General features: G+C 57.4%; 14 protein-coding genes. 3 read left to right on the top strand and 11 right to left on the bottom strand.

From position 1 onward, the window contains the following. Positions 1-18: 18 nt before the first annotated feature. The 6 genes from flgI to flgB are packed head-to-tail and all read right to left on the bottom strand — an operon-like array spanning position 19 to position 3,542. Positions 19-1,116, bottom strand: coding sequence for a flagellar basal body P-ring protein FlgI (gene flgI / locus JKL45_RS03395; RefSeq protein WP_201859695.1), 1,098 nt, complete (start codon positions 1,114-1,116; stop codon positions 19-21). Beyond that, the gene (flgA, locus tag JKL45_RS03390) at positions 1,116-1,580 is read right to left on the bottom strand and encodes a flagellar basal body P-ring formation chaperone FlgA (protein WP_201859694.1); all 465 of its coding nucleotides are present in this window, start codon (positions 1,578-1,580) and stop codon (positions 1,116-1,118) included. Before flgA ends, flgI begins: the two co-directional genes overlap by 1 nt. Positions 1,581-1,604: 24 nt before the next feature. After that, positions 1,605-2,393, bottom strand: a complete 789-nt coding sequence (gene flgG, locus JKL45_RS03385) for a flagellar basal-body rod protein FlgG (protein WP_201859693.1) — start codon at positions 2,391-2,393, stop codon at positions 1,605-1,607. A 12-nt stretch (positions 2,394-2,405) separates the two neighbouring features. After that, the gene (gene fliE / locus JKL45_RS03380; RefSeq protein WP_201859692.1) at positions 2,406-2,738 is read right to left on the bottom strand and encodes a flagellar hook-basal body complex protein FliE; all 333 of its coding nucleotides are present in this window, start codon (positions 2,736-2,738) and stop codon (positions 2,406-2,408) included. Between the two features lies 1 nt (position 2,739). Next, positions 2,740-3,156: a flagellar basal body rod protein FlgC gene (flgC, locus tag JKL45_RS03375; protein WP_201859691.1), complete on the bottom strand. Its 417-nt coding sequence runs from the start codon at positions 3,154-3,156 to the stop codon at positions 2,740-2,742. Further along, the gene (gene flgB / locus JKL45_RS03370; protein ID WP_201859690.1) at positions 3,153-3,542 is read right to left on the bottom strand and encodes a flagellar basal body rod protein FlgB; all 390 of its coding nucleotides are present in this window, start codon (positions 3,540-3,542) and stop codon (positions 3,153-3,155) included. Before flgB ends, flgC begins: the two co-directional genes overlap by 4 nt. A 395-nt stretch (positions 3,543-3,937) precedes the next feature. Here flgB and JKL45_RS30755 point away from each other — a divergent pair, with 395 nt between their 5' ends. From JKL45_RS30755 to JKL45_RS03355, 3 genes are all read left to right on the top strand, one after another. Continuing rightward, the gene (locus tag JKL45_RS30755) at positions 3,938-6,676 is read left to right on the top strand and encodes a PAS domain-containing sensor histidine kinase (RefSeq protein WP_201859689.1); all 2,739 of its coding nucleotides are present in this window, start codon (positions 3,938-3,940) and stop codon (positions 6,674-6,676) included. Then, entirely contained in the window at positions 6,642-7,262 is a 621-nt protein-coding gene (gene fixJ, locus JKL45_RS03360; protein WP_201859688.1) for a response regulator FixJ, read from the top strand. The genes JKL45_RS30755 and fixJ overlap by 35 nt, the downstream gene beginning before the upstream one ends. A 66-nt stretch (positions 7,263-7,328) precedes the next feature. Continuing rightward, complete coding sequence (locus JKL45_RS03355) at positions 7,329-10,085, top strand: heparinase II/III domain-containing protein (protein ID WP_201859687.1); 2,757 nt, start codon at positions 7,329-7,331, stop codon at positions 10,083-10,085. Positions 10,086-10,178: 93 nt separating this feature from the next. Here JKL45_RS03355 and JKL45_RS03350 read toward each other — a convergent pair whose 3' ends face one another. From JKL45_RS03350 to JKL45_RS03330, 5 genes are all read right to left on the bottom strand, one after another. Further along, the gene (locus tag JKL45_RS03350; RefSeq protein WP_201859686.1) at positions 10,179-10,880 is read right to left on the bottom strand and encodes a protein phosphatase CheZ; all 702 of its coding nucleotides are present in this window, start codon (positions 10,878-10,880) and stop codon (positions 10,179-10,181) included. 19 nt (positions 10,881-10,899) lie between these two features. After that, complete coding sequence (locus JKL45_RS03345; protein WP_036358805.1) at positions 10,900-11,283, bottom strand: response regulator; 384 nt, start codon at positions 11,281-11,283, stop codon at positions 10,900-10,902. A 59-nt stretch (positions 11,284-11,342) separates the two neighbouring features. Further along, positions 11,343-11,831 (bottom strand): chemotaxis protein CheW, encoded by a 489-nt coding sequence (locus JKL45_RS03340; RefSeq protein WP_201859685.1) that lies wholly within the window; start codon positions 11,829-11,831, stop codon positions 11,343-11,345. A gap of 2 nt (positions 11,832-11,833) precedes the next feature. Continuing rightward, entirely contained in the window at positions 11,834-14,638 is a 2,805-nt protein-coding gene (locus JKL45_RS03335; protein ID WP_201859684.1) for a hybrid sensor histidine kinase/response regulator, read from the bottom strand. A gap of 766 nt (positions 14,639-15,404) precedes the next feature. Next, complete coding sequence (locus tag JKL45_RS03330; RefSeq protein ID WP_201859683.1) at positions 15,405-16,091, bottom strand: response regulator transcription factor; 687 nt, start codon at positions 16,089-16,091, stop codon at positions 15,405-15,407. Positions 16,092-16,759 lie beyond the last annotated feature (668 nt).

The raw sequence follows: 16,759 nt of genomic DNA, 5'->3' as shown, positions 1-16,759 counted from the left end.
GGCACGTCATGCGAGAAATCATTGGATCACCAACTCCGCTTGAAGAGCCCCTGCGGTCTTGACCGCCTGCAAGATCGCGATGACATCGGATGGCTTGAGGCCCATCTGGTTCAGTCCCTTGACGAGGGTCTGCAAGTCCGAGCCCCGGACGATCGCGAGGGGCACGCGCTCCTCTGCGGCCGTGATCTGCGTGCGCGGCACCACCACTGTCTGGCCCATCGAGAACGGATCCGGCTGCGAGACTTCCGGTGTCTCCGTCACGCGGATTGTGAGGGCCCCGTGGGTGATGGCCACCGTCGAGATCTGCACATTCTTGCCAATGACGACCGTCCCGGTTCGTTGATCGACGACGATACGAGCAGGCGTATCGGGCCTGATCTCAAGATCACCAAGTTCGGCGATGAAGCGGGTCGCTGCGATGTTCTTCGGCTTCTGCAGGAGAACGGTCCGGAAGTCGCGGGGTGATGCCACGCGGATGCCGAAACGCTGCTGGGCATACTGGTTGATCGCATCGGTGATCAGCGTCGCCGTCTTGTAGTCAGGGTTCTTGAGTTCGAAGGCCAAGCCGCCGACCGCATCGAAGCCGCCTCGGACCTCACGCTCGATCAGTGCACCGTTCGGAATACGTCCGGCCGTTGCGACGCCGGAGGTCAGGGTCTCGGCCTGCCCCTGCGCGGAAAAGCCAGACACTGCGATGGCGCCTTGCGCAACCGCGTAGACCTGGCCGTCGCCGCCCTGGAGGGCAGTCAGCATGAGGGTTCCGCCTTTCAGCGAGGTTGCATCACCCATGGACGTGACGGTCACATCGATGCGCGACCCGGTTCCGACGAAAGGCGGCAGGTCGGCCGTGATGATGACGGCTGCGACATTGCGAGTGCGCAAATTGATGTCGCGAACATTGACGCCCATGCGGTCGAGCATGGATTGCAGGGACTGTTCGGTGAACTGGGAGTTGCGAAGGGTATCGCCGGTTCCCTGAAGGCCCATGACGAGGCCATAGCCGATCAGCTGATTGTCCCTGACGCCCTGAACCGATGCCACGTCCTTGATGCGCGTCGCGGCTTGAGCCTGCCCCATAAACAGAGCGGCGAAGAGAAAGAGGATGACGCGGAGCATCAATAGACTCCAATCCGGACTCGACCATCGGCCTGTACGCGTCCGGTAATGACCCGCCCGCTGTCGACATTCTTCACCTGGATCGTTTCACCCATGGTGCCGGACTGCAGGGGGATGCCGGTTCCCATGATCGAGAGCCCGCCCTCTTCGAACACGATCTGAGCTTGTACGCCGCGTGTGACGAGTTTGGGATCATCGACCGCATTCATCGGGATCGGCTCCCCCGGCAGGAGAGTGCGACGGGCCAATTTTCCGGTCAGAACGCGAGGAGACTCAACAACTGCAGTGCGGTAGCGGTAGTTCTCCGGAAAGCTTCTGTCCTTGAGCATCGACTCCTGGATCGTATCGCCTGCATAGATAGTGACGGCTGGAACCGGGAGGATACGCTCCTCCGCAACAGCGCCATGCAGCGCTCCCACGCTGAAGACGGTTGCGGCAAGAACGATCTGGACGAAGTGCTTCATGATGAGATTACCCAGATACCGCCTTTAGCGGATGCCCTTTGAGACGGTTCCGGCCATGTCGTCTGCGGCCTGGATGACCTTGGAGTTCATCTCGAAGGCGCGCTGAGCCGAGATCAAGTTCGTGATTTCCTTGATAGGATCCACGTTCGAGGCTTCGAGATAGCCCTGGTGGATCTTTCCGTAGCCGGGATCGGACGGGATGCCTACGGCCGGTGCGCCCGAGGCCAGCGTCTCGCGATAGTAGTTGCCGCCGAGGGGCTCCAAGCCTGCATCGTTGGCGAAGTTCGCAAGGGTTAGCTGGCCCAAGTTCTGAGGCTGAGCCTCACCGGCGATCTTCGCGAAGATCTCGCCCGACTCGTTGACCGTCACGTCGAGCGTATTGGGCGGAACGATGATAGGTGGATTGAGGGTGTAACCGTCGAGAGTGACGAGTTGTCCATCGCCATTCTTGTTGAATGACCCCGCACGGGTATAGACGATCTCTCCACTCGGTGCGTTCACCTGAAACCAGCCGCGTCCATTGAGGGCGAGGTCGAACTGGTTTGAGGTGTTCGTCAGCGAACCCTGCCGGTGGAGATTGCGGATGGCCGCCGTCTTCACGCCAAGTCCCAGCATGGCCCCCTCTGGCACAGGGCTCGAGCCCGCCTGGTTCGGAATCGCCTGGGAGCGCTCGGTCTGATAGAGAAGGTCCGTGAACTCCGCCCGCGCAGCCTTGAAGGCGGTGGTGTTGACGTTCGAGATGTTGTTGGCAATCACCTCGACATTCAGCTGCTGTGCATTCATTCCCGTGGCAGCAATCGCAAGCGCTCTCATAATCTTATCCTCTTAGATCGCCATCCGTGCGATTTCCTGATAGGCCGCAACCACCTTGTCGCGGATAGCAATCGCAGTCTGAAGTGTCTGTTCGGCAGACATTACTGCCTCAACCACCTGCTGCACCGAGGCTTTTCCCTGGATGCCCGCAATCGATGCAGCCTCGCCCGCCTTCATCGTGTCGACAGTCGATGTCGCCACTTGAGCCATCATGTCGCTGAAGCTCACTGGAGCGGCGCCTGCGACAGCTCCTGCAGCCGGCGCTGTCGTGCCGAACGCCGGAACGGCCGAGACCGCTGCAGGGCTGTCAATCATTGAAGAGATGGAGGATACGGCACTGATCATATCAGCCTCTCATGAGATCAATTGTTGCGGAGATCATGGCTCTCGCCTGCTTCATCATCTGCAGGTTGGCCTGATAAGAACGATTGGCCTCGCGCATATCGGCCATCTCGATCAGCATGTTCACGTTCGGCTTCTTGACCATACCGTTCTCGTCGGCAGCCGGATTGCCCGGGTCGTACTCGACGGGGTACGGAGCCTCATCCTGACCGACATCCTTCACCGACACCGAAGCCGCGCCCAAGGCCCGATCGAGCTCGGAGCGGAAGGTAATTGTTTTGCGCGAGTAGGGGTCGGAACCCGGAGTCCGCCCGGTCGAGTTCGCGTTGGCGATGTTTTCGGACACCACACGCAGGCGCGCAGACTGCGCCTCAAGGCCGGCGCTGGAGAGCTTGCCGGAAGCAATCAAAGGATCGATCATGACGAGCTCCTCACGCTGGTCAGCAGCATTCTGTGGAATGACTTGACGATGGTCGTGTTCAGGGTGTGCTGGCGATTGACTTCGCCAGCTTTGATGAGTTCCTGCTCAAGGCTCACGGAGTTCTTCGAGTAGACCGTGTCCCAGCTCTCGGACTTCTTCACCTTCGTGGCCTCAGCGTGCGAGGGAGACATTCCGATATGGCCATTGTTCGTGGCAGCCATGACCAGCTTCGTCTTGTCCAGAACATCCGCGAAGGGCTCGACGTCCCTGGCGCGGTAACCGGGAGTATTGGCATTGGCAACATTGCCGGAAATGGTCGTCTGGCGGGTAGCAAGCCACTGAGCCTGCCGCGATGCCAAATCGAACAGATAGACAGGTGCCGTCACAGGAATCTCCGAGCAAACATGGTAAAGAGGGATTTAAGCCTCCAACCTTGCACGAGGCTGACTTGTCTAGCGGAGCTATCGCCGAGGGTAGAGTGCGCAGGCTGGGCCGCGTCTTTAGGATTTGAGTCCGCACCCATGACACGTCCCACTGTTTTGCGATGGGCTTTCCGAAACTCTATTTCATCAACTTTGAACTGAAACCAAGTTATAGATTGATTTCGAGCGATACCATGTCGCAACCGAATCAGTTGCATTTCAGCCAGCTATCCTCATGAAGAACTTGGTCGCCGAATTACTGACCGATGCGGCAAGAGCCCATCCATGTTGCCGATTGACGCGATCATTTGCCAAGACGTTAAAAACCTGCAAGCAACGCAGCTCTTGGGTTGGGGGCTATGACTCATACATCTGCGTTAAAGGAGCTCACTGACGGGCCTGAGGGTCACACGGGTCTGCATCCTGCGCACGTTCTTGCTGCTGTGACGGATTTCGCCCTGATCACGCTTGATCGTTCAGGAAACATTATATCGTGTAATTCAGGTGCAGAGCGCATTTATGGCTGGCGATCAGATGAAATCGTGAACTGCCACTTCTCACTCCTTTACTCCTCCGATGCTCAGCTCCGCGGAAAGCCAACCCAGGATCCCAACGCAGCAGCAGCTTCCGGACATTCTGCCGACCAGGTTCGCTGCAGAACAAAAGATAACATTCACATCCTATGTCGGCTGACACTGGATGCAGTGAGTGTCGAAGCAGGCGACAATTCTTACTTTGTCCTGACAGCCCGTGACATCAGCCGCTTCATGGCCGCGGAAGCGGCTCTGAAAACCCAGGAAGAGCGCTATCGGGCTCTCATCGAGGCAAGCTCCGCGATGGTGTGGCGCGCCGATGCCGGTGGGATGATCATCGACGGATCGCTGAGTTGGGATAATCCCTCCTACACACCCTCTGGAAACAGCAGTGATTATGCTTGGCTGGATTCCGTGCACCCCGAGGATCGGGAGCGCGTGACGGCAGCCTGGCTGGAGACCCTCGCCTCGGAAGAAGCCAGCACCAATGAGTACCGGGTTCTTGCGTCCGGTGGCGAATACCGCTGGGTCTTGACGAGAGCCATTCCGCTTCATGATGCCGATGGAGTGGTTCAGGAATGGATTGGCACCGTCACGGATATCCATGAGCAGAAGCTTGCTGCTGAACGGCTGCGCCGAAGCGAAGAGCAATACCGCGCTCTGATTGAGGCCAGTTCTGCCATCGTCTGGCGCGCAGCGACGGATGGAGCGATCACCAAGGTTTGGGGCTGGGAAAGCTTCAGCGGCCAGTCCAACGAGAACTATACGGGCTTCGGCTTCTTGAACACTGTCCATCCGGACGACCGGACAAAGCTTCTCATGCAGTGGCAGGCCATCCGTATGTCGGGTGAGCCTGGGATGCTCGAGTATCGTGTCCGCCGCCTCGACGGCAAATATCGCTGGATGCTTGCTCGGGCGGTCCCGCTACTGAACGAAGACGGCGAAGCTCAGGAGTGGGTGGGCACTGTCACGGACATCCATGACCAACGCCAGGCGGAGATGAGGCTGCGCAGCAGCGAGGAAAGGCTGCGCCTGGCCATCGAGACGACAGCCCTCGGCATTTGGGATCAGGATCTTGTCACCGGCCGTCGTCAGTGGATGCCCGAGGCGCGGCAGATCCTCGGCCTGGCGCCGGATGTGACCATCACGCGCGAACTCATTCTCGACTGCGTTCATCCCGACGACCGTGAGAGGATGGCAAACGCCTTTTATGATGATCAGCCGGGCATCGACCTGACCTACAGCGGCAGCTTCAGAATCATCCGCGCCGATACGGGTGAAGAACGCTGGATTACTGCCATCGGCCGCACCTTGGTCGATGATGACGGCCGCCCTATTCGCAAGATCGGGACTGTTCAGGACATCACGGAGCGCAAGCTGGCCGAGAACGCCCTGCGTTCGAGCGAAGAGCGCCTGCGTACGAACGAGGCGCATCTCAGGTCCATTCTCGCGACGGTTCCCGACGCCATGGTTGTGGCCGACGAGACCGGCATCATTCGATCCTTCAGCGCAACAGCCGTGAACATGTTCGGCTATCGTCCTGAGGAGGTAATCGGCACAAACGTCAAGTTTTTGATGCCTCTCCCATATCGCGAGCAACATGATGGCTATATCCGCCGTTATCGCGAGACAGGGGAGCGCCGGATTATCGGGAGCGGGCGCGTAGTGGTGGCACAGCGCAAGGATGGTTCAACCTTCCCAATGGAGGTTCAGGTCGGGGAGATGGAATCGGAGGGAGAGCGCTTCTTCACGGCCTTCATCCGGGATCTGACGGAACGCCAGCGCACCGAGACGCGAATGCAGGAACTGCAATCCGAACTTGCCTACATGTCCCGCTTCACGGCCTTGGGAGAAATGGGCTCGACGCTGGCCCATGAAATCAATCAGCCGCTGACCGCAATCACAAGCTACCTGAAAGGATGCGGCCTCATCCTGAACAACGTGGAGGGCGAAAAGGTAGCCCTTGTCCGTCATGCCGTGAACGAGGCTGCCGAGGAAGCCCTGCGCGCTGGAGAAGTGATCCGGCAATTGCGGGAGTTCGTGGCCCGAGGAGGGAGCGAGCACCAAATCGAGGGGCTGCAGCGCCTCGTCGAAGAGGCCAGCGCCCTAGCTCTGGTCGGGGCGAAGGAAAAAGATGTGAAGGTCGAATTCGATTTTCCGTCCGAAAACCCGCTGGTCTTCGTGAACCGTGTTCAAATCCAGCAGGTTCTGCTCAACCTGATCCGCAACGCCGTCGAAGCCATGCAGGATGCAGACCTCCGTGAATTGGTGATCAAAGCGCTGCCTTTGCCTTCCGAATCCATGGTCCAAGTCAGTGTTCAGGACACTGGATCTGGGATCGACCCGGAGGTCTTGAAGAACCTTTTCAAGCCCTTTACCACCACCAAACGAAGCGGCATGGGCGTGGGGCTCTCGATCAGTCGGACGATCGTGGAGTCCCATGGCGGCAAGATCTGGGCTGAATCGATCCCCGGTGAAGGCACCACATTTCATTTTACCCTGAGAACTGTCGACAAGGAGGACATGGCCAGTGTCGAACACGCCGATCGTGTATGTGGTGGATGATGACGTCGGAGTGCGAAAGGCCCTCTCCTTTCTGCTGGTGTCGGCTGGCTTGAACGTCCGATTGTATGAATCCGCCAAAGCCTTTCTCGACGAGGTCAGCGATCCCGGGCGATGCTGCATTGTTACGGACGTGCGAATGCCTGGCATCGACGGCTTGGAATTCATTCGGCGCCTCAACGCGCGCGGATTGAATGTTCCTGTCGTCGTTATGACCGGTCATGCGGACATTCCACTCGCCGTGGAAGCCATGAAGACGGGGGCCATCGACTTTCTTGAAAAGCCATTCCGAGAAGATCGCTTTCTGGAAGTGGTACGCTTTGCACTGGTCTGCGACGAGAAGAGCGTTCGCAGGAACCAGGAGCTTCTTCGCACCCAGGCGCGGCTGCAGTCCCTTTCGCAGCGGGAGCGGCAGGTGCTGGACGGCTTGGTTGCCGGCAAAGCCAACAAGATGATCGCTCACGAGTTGAACATCAGCATCCGCACCGTTGAAATCCACCGTTCGAACGTCATGGCAAAGATGGAAGCCAAGAGTCTCTCCGAATTGATCCGCATGGCTCTGTTCCTGGAAGTCGCGTCAGGACAATAGTCAGGCAGCAGCCGTGTAGGGCAGGCTCCTCTCGACCACTCTCAAACCAAGAACTCTGGTGCCTCGATGCCCGATGTCAGACAGATCCTCCCAGTGCCCCGGGAACGCGGCGACGAGACAACTCATGAAGAACCCGGCATCCGGCAGTTCATCGTTTCCAATCAGAACCGATGGTCGCGCGCCACCCTCGACTTCAAAAACCTTACCCAGGATGCCTGGTGTGAGTTGACCTTCCAGATTTGCTGGCACCCTGAGGAGAAGAGCCGGGCAGCGCATGATTTCGCAGTCGCTGGCATCGACTTTCTGACCGAGGATGGGTCGAGCATCGATTTCGCCTATGTTCCGGGTTTGACCAGGGCTCAAATCGATCCTCACAACTGTCACATTGCTGGGCCGGATTACTATGATCCGAGCAGCGACCAGACGCACGCAGCGAAGGTTCAATTCACGTTTCTGATTCCTGCTCCGGCAAAGCATATCTCGGTTACCTTCCGCAGCTGGCGCAACTCCCATCCCTTCACGATCATCGACCCGACGCTTCAGCAGGTCGGCCAGAATACGAGCGACGATGCTCAAGCAGAGCTGGAGCATGTGCCCCCCTCTCGGACGCCGAATGACCCACGCCGCTCCTGGATTTGGCTGAAGACTGAACCGGCATGGCTTACCTATGGAGTCGTTGCGGCCAAGGTGCTTTTCGTTCGGGGTCAGCTGATCAACTGGAATGCAGGTGCCGAAGGAGCTCTAGCGCGCGTCGTCTTTCGCAACAGGCATGGAGAAATCGTCGCCTCTCCGGACGATCTGGCGACCTCACCTGCAATCGGAGCCTACATCGACATTCCGATCAATCGGCAAACGAGGCGGTTCACGCTGGAACTAATCCCACCGGAGCAGGCGGCAACAGTCGATCTTGGTTTTCAGGTCTTGCGTGAACAGGCAGAGATCAGCCTTGTGACACCACTTGAGACGTCTTTGAGCGACGATCTCCTGTTGGAAAGTCTTCTCAGTGAAGGAAGCTCTGATTATTCCAGCATCGTAGGTGAAGCCTTCAGACGTCTTCAGCAATCCTCAGCTTCCGGGGCTGTAACTCGGGACAACGAGCTGATTGACAGTCTTATTGATCATCAGGCACTGGCAGCGGCACCGACCATGCACGATAAGCTGCAGGCGGTTCAGCAAGGTCAACCGACAACGCTTGTCGAGAACCAACTTACTCTCGGCAGCTTCCAAGCGTGGCCCTTGCCCTCAACGCCGGATTGGACTGAAGATCCTTATCAGTCACCTGCTTGGCGTATGGAATATCAATCCCTGTCCTGGCTCCTAAATCTTGTTCGCGACAGTGAAGCTAATGGAGTGCTTAGGGCTGTCGATCTCGCCATCTCTTGGTCACGTGCCAATGCAAGGGGTCAGCCCAAGGACGCGCTGAGCGCCTATCCGGCATCGGTTGCCGTACGCATGGAAGTTCTGTTGCGGCTTATCATGGCCGCAGCCTCGCTCAAAAAGAGACCGATTGACAAGCTGCGCGCCCTTACTGAGGAGGTCATTCAGCACGGCTTCGCGCTTTCCGAGATTCTGAGCCAGAATATTTTTCTTCATTCGATTCTGCAGGTACGGATTGCCTGCGCTCTTCTGAGCGCTTCGATAGGGATGCCGAATTTTCATCTCTCCCCCTACTGGAGATCCGTGGCTCTTGCTCACCTGCGCAACGGCTTCGACCATCTCCTCGGGCCGAATGGATCCTCGATAGAGCAATCACAACATTACCGGCTGGAGGTGATTTCCATCGGCTTGATCCTGGCGCAGCACCTCAAGGATCACCGTGATGCCGAGGATCTCAGCTCACTTCTCAACGTTCGCTTGAAAGGCAGCCTTAAAGCCCTTGTGGCGGTAACAGACCCAGTCGGTATGCTTGCTCCGTTTGGGGACACACCATCCGGCCTCCATCATGCCTCATGGCTTCGACGCCTCATCTCCGGATATGGACGATATCTTCTTTCAGATCGGGAACTCGCAGAGGAGCTGGCGTACCCCTTGGGCACAAGGCTCCAAACAGAAGAACATGCAGGTCTCATTGCTTTTCGAAACTACGTGCAGAAGCCGGACTGGGGCTATCTCTGCGCTTCACTCAACGAGCAGCGTCATGAGAGCGGGCACTATGATTGCACCTCCTTCGTTTACTCTGCTCGCGGGGTAAGGTGGATTACGGATCCGGGTGGATCAGCGGGCATGGAGACCGGTCCAGCACGCCAGTATCTGCTCTCAGCTCGTGCCCATAACGTGGCAATCCCAGACGCCCGCGAGCAGGGCGCAGGCTTCGGCTGGATGGAGTCAAGGCTGTCGCTCGAGAAAGCTCATGCCGTTCGGCTAGGCACGAACGTGCATGGCCCGGGCTATACTCATTCGCGCATTTTCGTGTGCCTGGACGACATGAACGCGATTGCCGTTTTTGATCATTTCCGAGCAACACGAGACGCTGTCAGTTTTGAGGCCTTTCTTCACTTTGAAGACACTATTGCAGTTGCTCTTGCCAACAACCGGCTCGCGCTAGCCTTTCACAAACGGGATAGACTTCGGATCGTCCCTCATCCCATTGCAGGACAATTTACAGGTCTCAAGGTCCAGAATGGCTACAAGGGTCGAGCCGGTTCCATGCAGGGCTACCTTTCCGCTGGCACCGGCGGTCTCAGACCTGGCAATGTGCTGAGCTATGGCTTCAGCGGTGCGTCTGACGTGTGCGGCGGCGTGGTTCTCGCAGTAACGGAAGAGGGTTTGAAGAGGCTTATGACACTCATTGCCTCGCAGCAGGTGCAAAGCTTGCTCAGTTAGGCCTTGCAGAAAGCCTCCCCTACGCAAAGAAATGCCCAGCCTTCAAAGGCTGGGCACATGAACACCTATAACTCTAACTTGCGCTTGATCAGGCTAGTTGAACAACGCATCAATAGCGTCCTGAGACGTCACTCCGTTGTCGTAAGCCAAGGCAGGTCCATTCAGAAGCGCCTTCTCCCCCTGACGTTTCGGATCATCGATAGTCTCGATATCCTTGAAGCTTTCCATGCCACCCCAGATTTCCATCATGTGATGAACACGTTCCTCGACGAACTTCATCGCACCGACGACCTTGCTGATACGCTGGCCAGTAATATCCTGGAAATTGCACGCCTCGAAGATACTGATCACGTGATCGAGGATCTCACGAGCGATATCCTGATCGCTTCCAACCAGTCTGGACGAGAGGTTGCTGGAAAGATCGTCGATCCTTTCCGCCGCTGCCAGGATCGAATTGGTCGCTGTTTCCGTCCCAGTGACGATAGCACCGAGTTCGTCCGTAACCCGGGTGATCTCTTTTCCCTGAGCACCGGCATACTTCAGTGTGGCGATCTCTCTCTTCGTGCGTTCGATCGCTTCGTAAATCGAATCAAGCTCCGACTTCAGGCGGAGAGCCTCCTGCATGTCACGGCGATGCTCCTCCAGCAGAGAGTTCGAGATCTCCTTTGCAGGAACGATCGACTCCTTGATTGCCGCCAGCATGCCCATGACTTCGGAATGACGGTCCAGAACTCCCTCGTCCTGAGAAACAACGCCCAAGTTCGCTTCGATGCGATAACTCTTTCTATGAATCATGATCTCGCTCTCGTTCTGCTCATGCACCAAAGACAGCGCTGATTTTTGAACGAAGGGTGTCCGCATTGAAGGGCTTGACGATGTAGTTGTTGACGCCAGCCTGCTTGGCCGCAACCACGTTCTCGGTCTTGGCCTCGGCGGTGATCATGATGAAGGGCAGGCTGCCCAGCTCCGCATCGGCGCGCACCTGCTGCAACAGCTCGAAGCCGGTCATGGGCGCCATGTTCCAGTCGGAGATCACCAGCCCGTACTTCTTCTCCTTGAGCTTGCCCAGAGCCTCCGAGCCATCCTTCGCCTCGTCGACGTCGTTGAAGCCGATCTGCTTCAGCAGGTTGCGGATGATGCGCAGCATCGTCTGATAATCGTCAACGATGAGAACTGGGGTGGAAAGGTCAAGGCTCACGGCAAACTTCCTGTATTCTGATTACATAAACTGACACACATGCATTCAACGAGCAGGGCTTAGGCAGCCTCCCGCTCCGTCTCGAAGGCAAGAACGGCATCGACATCGAGTACGATCAGCAATTGGTCACGCAGCTGGTGGACACCCTGTGACAACCCCACCCAGCCGCGATCCATATGAACCGGGTTCGGTTGCATCTCATCCGGATTCAGCTTGAGAACCTCACCGACGTCATCCACGAGCAGTCCATAGGCCTCGCCTTGGTTCTCAAGGCCAACGGCCATGCGGCGCCCGGCATCAGGGATGTCGCCCAACCCAAGACGGCGGCGCAGTGACACAGCTGTCACGACCCGACCCCGGAGGTTCAAGAGACCTGCGATCTCTCCTGGCGCGAGAGGAACGGTTGTCATCTCGCTCACAACAAAAACGTCGTGCACACGGCTGATCGGCAATCCCAGCAACTGTCCGGCCACCGTGACCGTCACAAACTCCATTTGCCTGGAGGCTGCTTTAACGTTCCCCGAAGGGGTTGAATCTACGAGCTTCATGATCAGGCAGCCTCTTCGAGCGTTCCATTGAGCTCCGCGAGGGCGGAGAGCAGGCCTCTGCGGTCGATTTTCGAGACGATCTCGGAAATGTGCAGCTTTCTTGCCAAGGCAATCTGCTGCGGATCGGGCTTGACGGTCAGGCCGATCACAGGCGTCGTGCTGTGGTGCGGATCAGCCCGCAACGAAGCAACCAGGGCGAAGCCGGAATGCCCTGAAAGTTCGAGATCCGTTACCACCACGTCGATATGCAGTCCGTTGGAGAGCAGGCGGACTGCCTCTTGTGCTGTGGAAGCGGTCTGAACGCGATATCCGGACGCCTTCAGAACGGGCACAAGCATATCTCGGAAGAAAGTCGAGCTGTCGACGAGGAGCAGTGAGCGCTCCGACCCGCCCTTTCGTTCCTTGCGGGACCATGTCTCGAGGACCATCGGCAGATAGTGCGCCACATTGACGATCTCGGTCGTGCGCCCTCTGACGACGGCAGAGCCGACGAGATCGGAGCGCTCGGCGAGAAGTTCGATATCCAGCTTGTCCTCCACGATGTCGACGATCTCGGCGACTGCCAGACCCATCGATACGTCGCCATCCGAGAACACCAGCAGCGACTGCATCCCCTCACGCTTGATCGTTAGTTCTTCGTCACAGGAGACCAGCGGCATCAGGCGTCCGCGATATTGGACAACAGGGCGCCCGCTCGACCACTCGATCGTCGACGCTTCGATCTCCTCAAGGCGCGTCACCAGGGAAAGCGGCACAGCCTTCAGGCTCTCGCTCCCGCCGCGGAAGACCAGCAGGCTGGTCATCTCGTCTGCTGCAACAACCGCCTGCTCGGCACTTGCATCGCTTTGGAATTCGTTACGATCCGACTCCGAGCCGACCATGCGGGCGAGCCCGTTGGGATCAATGATCAGCACGACGGCGCCGTCGCCCAGGATGGTGTTGCCCGAGAAGAGCTGGATATGCCTCAGCTTCGTGGACATCGGCTTGACCACAATTTCCTCGGTATGGAAGACACCATCGACGAGGATGCCGAAGCGCTGATGGGCAACCTGCGTCACCACCACGAAGCCGTGATTGGCGTCCTCATTCCCGGACAGCCCCATGACCTTCGACAGGGGCACGATTGGCAGCAGACGATCGCGCAGACGCAGGATCGGCGTTCCGTTGATGCGCTCAATGGAATGCTCAGAGGTTGGCGATACCCGGACGAGCTCCGAGACCGCGATTTGCGGGATGGCGAAGCGCTGATCCTTGGAGGAGACGATCAGTGCGGCCACAATGGCCAGTGTCAGCGGGATCTTGATCGTAAAGGTCGTTCCGCGGCCCTGCTCGGAGCGGATATCGACTGTTCCGCCGATCAGCTCGATGTTGGTTTTGACCACATCCATGCCGACGCCGCGGCCTGAGACGGATGTGACCTTTGCGGCCGTGGAGAAACCGGGATGGAAGATGAACTTTGCTACCTGAGCATCGCTCATGCGCTCCAGTTCGGCGTCGCTTGCGATCCCACGCTCACCGGCCTTCTTCCTGATGGCGGCGAAGTTCAATCCCTTTCCATCGTCGGCAATCTCGATCGTGATCGATCCGCCTTCGTGATAGGCATTGAGGCGGATCGTACCCTTCTCCGACTTGCCTGCGGCCTTTCGGTCAGCCGGATTCTCGATGCCGTGATCCGCCGAGTTGCGAACCATGTGCGTGAGAGGATCCTTGATGACCTCCAGAACCTGACGATCAAGCTCGGTGTCCGCACCCTGCATCACGAGGTCGATCTTCTTCGAGAGCTCGTTCGACAGGTCGCGCACAACACGCGGAAGCTTCTGCCAAGCATTTCCGATTGGCTGCATCCGGGTCTTCATCACCCCATCCTGCAACTCGGCGGTGACCTGAGACAGGCGCTGCAGCGGAACCTTATATCCATGGTCCTCCGAACTGCGCCGGGCAATCTCGAGCAGCTGATTCCGGGTGAGAACGAGCTCGGACACCATGGTCATAAGGTGTTCGAGGGTGTCCACGTTGACGCGGATTGTCTGAACCTTTCCGGAGATGCCTTCACCGCTCTCCCCGGTCTCGGGCGAATCAGCATTCTTCTTCTGCTGAATCGCAGGCGGTGAGGCGGGAGCCGCAGGCTTCTCGCTTGATACTTTCTCGACCGGCTTATCGATCACGAGAGGAGCCGGCCCTGGAGCCTCGCGGAACGCGCGCTCAAGATCATCCAGCGAAACCTCGCCCGGCTTCAAAGGGCGTTCAAGAACTTGATAAGTCAGGGTGCCGGCGGTCGTAGACTTCTCCGGACCAGGAGCCTCCTGGAAGGCGCGCTCCAATTCGTCGAGAGAAACCTCACCTGGCTTCAGCTCCCTCTCGAGCACTTGATGGATCGCCGCGCCTGTTGATTGTGGAGCTTTCGGCGGCGGAGCTGCTTCAGGAGCAGGCGGCTCCTGCGATGCCATCCTGTCCAGCAGCTCGATGAGATCACCATCGGATCCTTCTGGTTCAGCTCCCTGACGCTCGAGCTCTCCGAGAATTTCTTTGATGCGATCAAGAGTGCTGAGGATCAGCGAAACGGCAGGGGTCGTCACCGCCATCCCATCACGGAACTTGCCCATGAGGGTCTCGGCTGCGTGAGCCAGTGCTTCGAGCCGGGGCAGACCAAGGAAGCCGCAGGTCCCTTTGATCGTATGAACCAGGCGGAAGATGTTGCTGAGGATCGCTTCGTTGTTCGGATCCTGCTCGAAACGAACCATCTCCACGTCGACCGTTTCGAGGTGCTCGTTGGTCTCCGTAAGGAACTCAAGAAGAAGGTCGTCCATTGCCGTGTCTCAACTCTTACTATGTGAACTGAACGGCGCCGGTCGTCTGGCGCTTCAGAATGGGGAGTTTGCGGCCTTCACGCCGGCAATAAAGCGCTGAACCTCATGTTCACGCGTGGGAACTGAAGGGCAGGTAGCGGCTCAGGATTGGGAATTCCGGGAGCGCCTGCTGTGCATTGACAGCATGCAGACGTCAGCCCGCGAAATTCTCAGCCGCATGATTGTGCCCCACCAGTGCGCCTCGTTCACTACATCACTTTGTCAGCCATCAAGGCTGAGCGGCTGGACCTGATCAACGCTTCGACCGCAATGAGACGAAGTGCCGATCTGTTGAGCTTTGCGCCTCTGCGGTCGCAGCCATGACGTTGACGAAGAATAGGTCGGCGTTTCCTGCAATAGAGTTAACGCAGACAGGAGATGAATGCTGAATCGACTGATTTTCAAATAAAAATCGCGCGGAAGAGCAGCATCAATGTTGCACTCCCCGCTGCTCACCTCCCCGCTATCCTAGCATGATCTAATTCGGGGAAGCTGCCCGCCAAAGCATGGTACAATGCTGCACCCACGCACATCACAAGCAAGGACTCGTTTGGAGATGAGCATGATCTGCGCTGGACAGGCTCGTTGCCAGCTAGCCACAACTGATCATTGAGCGGGTAGGAGCAGGTTCAAAGGCCGTTCGAAGATTGGCTTTGTTTTGCACGGTCATGAAACGAGGCTGACTGCCGAAACGAGTTCCGGCAGCCAGACATCGCAGTGACAAGACCTACGACGCGATTCCGACGTAGGAGTAACCGATATACCGCTTGGCATCGATCGGGTCATAACCGAGGCGCTGCCGCAGCTTCTTGCGCAGCTTGCTGATGTGCCCCTCGACAACGCTGTCTTCGACATCATCGCTATAGATCCCGTAGACCGCATCGAAGATCTGCTTCTTGGTCAGTCGGTGGCCCTTCTTGCGAACCAAGTACTCAAGGATGTGCCGCTCACGGCGGGGAAGGGAGAGAGGAAGACCGTCGATCTCCGGGTCGCGACCGTCGAAGAAAACCTTGAGCCTGTCGCTCTCATCCTGAACCTTCTTACCCGCGCTTGCATTCACCCGGCGCCATACGGCTTCGGCCCGTGCAAGAATTTCCCGAACATGAACGGGCTTACGGACGACATCGTCAAATTTCGCGGTGAAGAGCTCCAGCGTCTCCTCGAGAGAGCGGACATCGCTCAATGCGATGATTGGGGCCTTCGAGTAGCGCCGGATGCTTTCGGCGGAGTGAACCCGCTCTTCGAAGGTGCCCAGCACGAAGCCCTGTACGGCTTCCAGATCGGCATCGGAGGCCGTCTCAAGCCAGTCGCTGAACTCATCTGCGTATAAGCCAAGGGAGGATATGCCTTCACGCTTGAAGCTTGCAACATATCCAGACGTAACCATCTGCCGGTCATCGACGACGATATACATTTCTTCTGCCCCGCCTTAGTGATTAAGTGCGTTTTATATTTATATGCTTTCCACTCGCGTTATATTTACTGTGTTCAACATCGCTGAGCGGCTGAGACAGAAACTATATTTTGGCCCCTTGTCGGACAATACGTAAATAAAGGGAGATGTTACTAGCTTATGGTTAATGCTCCTTAACCAACGTTAATCAAAGATTTATCAGGTAAATTATCCCGCTCGCTCACGACAGAAGCGCACGAGCGACAAGCTCAAGGGATTGTTAAATCTGATATTTTTCAGACAACAGAACTCAGCCTCCCTTCTCAAGCCTTCTGGAGGAGCCGTTATGATTTCATGTAACTACGTAATTTGCGAAATTCGCGGCTACGTAGAACCACCTACGCGACTGGCGAAGACAGCAGCCTTCCAAAGTCGGATTGCATAGCCAATGGCTCCCGCAGTTCGCGGAGAAAAGCCCTTCCGGGCACTTGCTGACGACAGATCATCATGCCGACAGAACAGGAGCCTACAGGCTTTACATTGGGCAAGTCTGTCATGAAGCCTCTGTTAACTCTAAAGCGTGGTGTCGCGGCTTGGCTTCTTGACCTTACGCGAGGCGGCAACTACCCCATTCGGTTGAAGATTCTTCGATCATTGCAGACAAGAACTCATCAGCACTATGGCAGGTT

Source organism: Microvirga soli, from assembly GCF_016734765.1.
Taxonomy (GTDB): domain Bacteria; phylum Pseudomonadota; class Alphaproteobacteria; order Rhizobiales; family Beijerinckiaceae; genus Microvirga; species Microvirga soli.
Note: the sequence above shows the minus strand (reverse complement) of the source record. Positions and strands in the feature narration are given on the sequence as shown.